This is a genomic window from Streptomyces sp. NPDC030809, assembly GCF_055572195.1.
The window spans coordinates 1-4,825 of record NZ_JBVIDV010000050.1; the positions used below are offsets into that span (position 1 = coordinate 1).

A 4,825-nucleotide genomic window follows, 5' to 3' on the forward strand; every position below is an offset into this window, starting at 1 on the left:
CCGACGCCCCCATCATCACCACCGACGCACGCCACCGCGCCGACGCCAAGAGCGCCCTCATCACCCTCGTGGAACACGCACTCATGGCACGCCTGAAGTAACCGGGCGGGCGACTGCGGGGCGGGCTGTGTCGCACGACACGGCCCGCCCCGTTCGTTCATAACGTTTCGACAGAGAATTGCGGCACGTCGGCCACCGCACGCGTACGCACCGTCTCGCTGCGCGCACACCGGCTCCGATTTTTGCCGCAGCTCGCTCTTTATGTCCGTTTTATGCGGGCGATAAGGCTCAAGGACCGGCCGGATCCAACTGTTTGGAACAGGGCCGTTCCCCGTGCTGGAATTCAACGAACCAGCTAGTAGCACCGCCGAGAGGTTGTTGGTCGAGTGAGGCGAAGCAACGAGAGCCCCGCGGAGGCGATCCCGTCCGACGGGAACGCCCGGGGCAACTTCACCCCGCCGCAGCGCGCGGTGCAGCCGTCCGGCGTACCGGAGGACCTGCCGCCGAGCCGCGGCAGCCAGAGCCGCTTCGCCCCCCGCAACTGGCGCGTGCCCACCCGCCTGAACGCGATCCTCCTCGTACCCGCCCTCGTCGGCCTGGTCATGGGCGGCTTCCAGGTGAAGGGCTCCGTCGAGACCTGGAACGAGGCCAAGGACGCCGAGAAGACCGCGCGCATCGTGCAGGCGGCATCGGAATACGGCCAGGCCCTCCTCAACGAGCGCGACCTCAGCGCCGAACCCCTGCTGTCCGGCAAGCGCGACAGCGAGGTGGTGGCCCAGGTCCGCGCCGCGACCGACCGGGCGAAGGCGAACTTCGACAACGCCGTCAAGGACATGCCGGAGAAGCAGGGTCTGGAGCACCGCCTCGACCTCTTCCGGCGCGCGGAGCCCCAGCTGGAGCAGATCCGCGCCACGGCCTACCGCAAGGAGGTCGAGACCGCGAAGAAGAACCCCGCGCAGAACCAGGGCGGACCGGTCGCCACCGAAGAGGGCTACGTGCTGGTCCAGCACAACCTCATGCAGTTCTCCAACGAGCTCGGCCTCGGCACCGGAAACGTCACTTCGTACGGCCGTATGGTCTACGCGATCCAGCTCGCCAAGGCGGCCGGCTCGCTCCAGCGCTCCATCGGCACCCACCTCCTGGTCCGGCCCAGCCAGAAGGAATCGGTCAAGGCCGGCCAGCTGATCGCCTTCTCCTCGTACGCGTACCTGGAGGAGATCGCCCTCGCCGAGTACGTGGCCGCCGGAACCGACGCGGACACCGAGCGCCTCAAGGCGGTCTTCGCCCAGAAGACCAAGGAGGGCGAGGACAAGCTCGGCCAGGCCAAGCAGGACGCCGAGTCCGCCGGCCTGCCGTTCAAGGCCCCGCCGGTGGTCAACGGCTCCATGCTGGAGGGCATGACCGAGGCGATAGCCAGCGGCGAGGATCCCGCGGACCTCGCCAAGGCGGGCACCAACCCGGTCTTCTGGCAGGCCGGTGCCACCGCCAAGTTCGACGCGTACGCGGAGATCGAGAAGGAAGTCGTCGCCAAGGCGGTCGACGAGGCCGTGAAGATCTCCGAGGAAGCCCGCAACGACGCCATCATCAACGGCGCGATCGTGGTCGTGGCCCTGCTGACCGCGTTCATCATGGCCGGCCTCATGGCCCGCCAGATGGGCCGCTCGATGCGCCGCCTGCGCGGCGCCGCCTTCGACATCGCCGAGCAGCGCCTGCCGGCGCTCGTCGACCAGCTCTCCCGGACCGACCCGGGCAAGGTGGACACCCGCGTCACCCCCATCCCGATCGACTCCCAGGACGAGATCGGCGAGGTCGCCCGCGCGTTCGACCAGGTCCACCGCGAGGCCGTCCGGCTCGCCGCCGAGCAGGCCCTCCTGCGGGGCAACGTCAACGCGATCTTCACGAACCTCTCCATGCGCAACCAGTCGCTGATCGAGGGCCAGCTGACCCTGATCACCGACCTGGAGAACAACGAGGCCGACCCGGACCAGCTGGAGAACCTCTTCCGCCTGGACCACCTGGCCACCCGCATGCGCCGCAACGGCGAGAACCTCCTCATCCTCGCGGGTGAGGAGCCGGGCCGCCGCTGGGACCAGCCGGTCCCGCTGGTCGACGTGCTGCGCGCCGCCTCCTCCGAGGTGGAGCAGTACGAGCGCATCGAGCTCTCCGGCGTCTCCGAGGCCGAGATCCACGGCCAGGCCGTGACCGACCTCGTGCACCTGCTCGCCGAGCTCCTGGAGAACGCCACCACGTTCTCCTCCCCGCAGACCAAGGTCCGCGTCAACGCGACCCGTCTCCCGGACGGCCGCGTGATGATCGAGATCCACGACAAGGGCATCGGCCTCACCGCCGAGGACTTCGCGGACATCAACCACAAGCTGGCCAACCCGCCGACCGTGGACGCCGCGATCTCGCAGCGCATGGGCCTCTTCGTGGTCGGCCGGCTGTCCGACCGGCACGGCATCCGCGTCCAGCTGCGCCCCTCGGGCGAGCAGGCGGGCACCACCTCGCTGGTCATGCTCCCCGAGGCCATCACCCACGGTGGCGGTGGCGAGGGCATCCCGGACGACGACTTCACCGTCTCCTCGATGATCCCGCAGCAGCAGGCGCAGGAAAGCGCCCCGATGCGCACCGCGGCCGAGCTCGGCTTCGACGACTCCCGCTACTCCGACGCGGCCGAGGAGCCGGGCCTGGACCCGGTGGGCCGCTCGCTCCAGCGCGAGGGCCGCCGCGAGGCGCTGTCCCAGCAGGCCGGGTTCCGCCAGCAGGACGGCTTCCAGGGCGAGTTCGCCCCGGACCAGCCGCACCCCGGCCACCCCGGCCAGGGCTACCCGCACGAGCCCCAGCCGGAGCACGGCTACCCGCCGTACCCGGGCGAAGCGGAGGGCCAGTACGGCGACGAGGGCGGCTACGCCCAGGCCGGCGGCTACCCGCAGCAGGACGGCGGCTACGAGCAGCAGCCCGCCGAGGAGTCCTACGCCGCGTACGGGGACCAGGGCTACGCCTATCCGGAGTCCTCGTACCAGGACCAGTCCGGCGCCGGTCAGCAGTTCGACGGCGGTTACGAGGACCGGTCCCACCAGGCCGAGTGGCCGGCCCAGAACACCTACCAGGCCGACTACCAGCAGGGTTACGCGACCGAATCGGAATCCCCCGCCGGTCCCGAACTCGCCCAGGACCGCGTAGGCTTCGACCGTCCGGGCACCGCTGCCGACACCGGTCACCAGATGACCGGAGCGGGCCTGCCGCGCCGCGGCAGCCAGCAGCAGTGGCAGCCGGCGCAGCAGGAAACGGAGCGCAAGTCGTTCTTCGAGGGGGGCACTTCGGTCTCCTCCGGGAACGAGGAGCGCCAAGACGGCTGGCGTTCACGCAACGACGAGCGCTGGCAGCAGGCCGGAAAGCTCCGAGAGCCGAAGGCAGGCGGGGTAACCCCCTCCGGTCTTCCCCGGCGGGTGCCCAAGGCCAACCTGGTCGAGGGCACCGCTGAGTCGACCCCGCAGGGCGGCCCACAGGTCTCCCGCGCGCCTGAGGACGTCCGCGGCAGGTTGAGCAACCTGCGGCGCGGTGTTCAGCAGGGCCGCAGCGCGGGAACAGAGCAGTCCAGTAACAGCTATGACCAGGAGCGTTAGTGTGAGCCCGATGAGCCAGGCGGCACAGAACCTGAACTGGTTGATCACCAATTTCGTGGACAACACCCCCGGGGTGTCCCACACCGTGGTGGTCTCCGCCGACGGCCTCCTTCTGGCGATGTCCGACGGGTTCCCGCGGGACCGCGCCGACCAGCTGGCGGCGGTCGCCTCGGGACTGACCTCGCTGACCGCGGGTGCCTCCCGGATCTTCGAAGGCGGCCACGTCAACCAGACCGTGGTGGAGATGGAGCGCGGCTTCCTCTTCCTCATGTCCATCTCCGACGGGTCCTCGCTGGCCGTGCTGGCGCACCCGGAGTGCGACATCGGCCTCGTGGGCTACGAGATGGCCCTTCTGGTGGACCGGGCGGGCACCGTCCTGACCCCGGACCTGCGTGCAGAACTGCAAGGCAGCCTTCTCAACTAGGACTTGAACAGTTCTCAACCAGCAGACAGGCAGTGCGTTTCGCGCCATCGCACCATAGGGTGCGGTGGCGCGGTTCCACAGGGAGTACTGCGTTCTTGGAGTCGGAGGAGGAAACGTGGCAACACCCCCAGGAGGACATCCTTACGGCGGCGCGCAGCAGCCGCAGGGTGGGCACGACCAGAACCGCTTCAACTTCCCCTCCGCTCCCACCCGCCACCCCGCGCAGGAGCAGAACCCGTACATGCAACAGCCTTATGGTCAGCAGCCACAGGCCCATATGCCGCCGCCGCAGCCCCATCGGGCGGCACCGGCGGCTCCGAAGGCCCACAACCCGCTGGTCCGTCCCTACGCGATGACGGGCGGCCGGACCCGGCCCCGCTACCAGCTCGCCATCGAGGCGCTGGTCAGCACCACGGCGGATCCCGCCCGGCTGCAAGGGCAGCTGCCCGAGCACCAGCGCATCTGCCGGCTGTGCCAGGAGATCAAGTCCGTTGCGGAGATCTCGGCACTCCTCTCCATCCCCCTCGGCGTGGCCCGCATCCTCGTCGCCGACCTGGCGGAGGCGGGCCTCGTCGCCATTCACCAGCCCGGCGGCGACGAGTCGGCCGGCGGCCAGCCTGACGTGACACTGCTCGAAAGGGTGCTCAGTGGACTTCGCAAGCTCTAACGGCGGAGCGGCTCGCTCCACCACCTCCGCGAAGATCGTGGTGGCGGGCGGCTTCGGCGTGGGCAAGACCACGTTCGTCGGCGCCGTCTCCGAGATCAACCCCCTGCG

At 69.7% G+C, this 4,825-nt stretch carries 3 protein-coding genes and 2 pseudogenes; all 5 read left to right on the forward strand.

Features of this window, described 5'->3' with window-relative positions; translation table 11 throughout:
- Positions 1 to 101, forward strand: a pseudogene (locus ACZ407_RS34810) (ATP-binding protein); the annotation flags it as partial.
- 285 nt (positions 102 to 386) lie between these two features.
- Entirely contained in the window at positions 387 to 3,626 is a 3,240-nt protein-coding gene (locus ACZ407_RS34815) for a nitrate- and nitrite sensing domain-containing protein (protein ID WP_468135544.1), read from the forward strand.
- 10 nt (positions 3,627 to 3,636) lie between these two features.
- Positions 3,637 to 4,050, forward strand: coding sequence for a roadblock/LC7 domain-containing protein (locus ACZ407_RS34820; RefSeq protein ID WP_468135546.1), 414 nt, complete (start codon positions 3,637 to 3,639; stop codon positions 4,048 to 4,050).
- A gap of 115 nt (positions 4,051 to 4,165) precedes the next feature.
- Positions 4,166 to 4,717: a DUF742 domain-containing protein gene (locus ACZ407_RS34825; protein ID WP_468135548.1), complete on the forward strand. Its 552-nt coding sequence runs from the start codon at positions 4,166 to 4,168 to the stop codon at positions 4,715 to 4,717.
- Positions 4,698 to 4,825, forward strand: a pseudogene (locus ACZ407_RS34830) (ATP-binding protein); the annotation flags it as partial. The gene ACZ407_RS34825 and the pseudogene ACZ407_RS34830, both read left to right, overlap by 20 nt.

Excerpts from the sequence above, each read along its gene's own strand:
- ACZ407_RS34820 (WP_468135546.1), top strand. The coding sequence starts at position 3,637 with ATGAGCCAGGCGGCACAGAACCTGAACTGGTTGATCACCAATTTCGTG.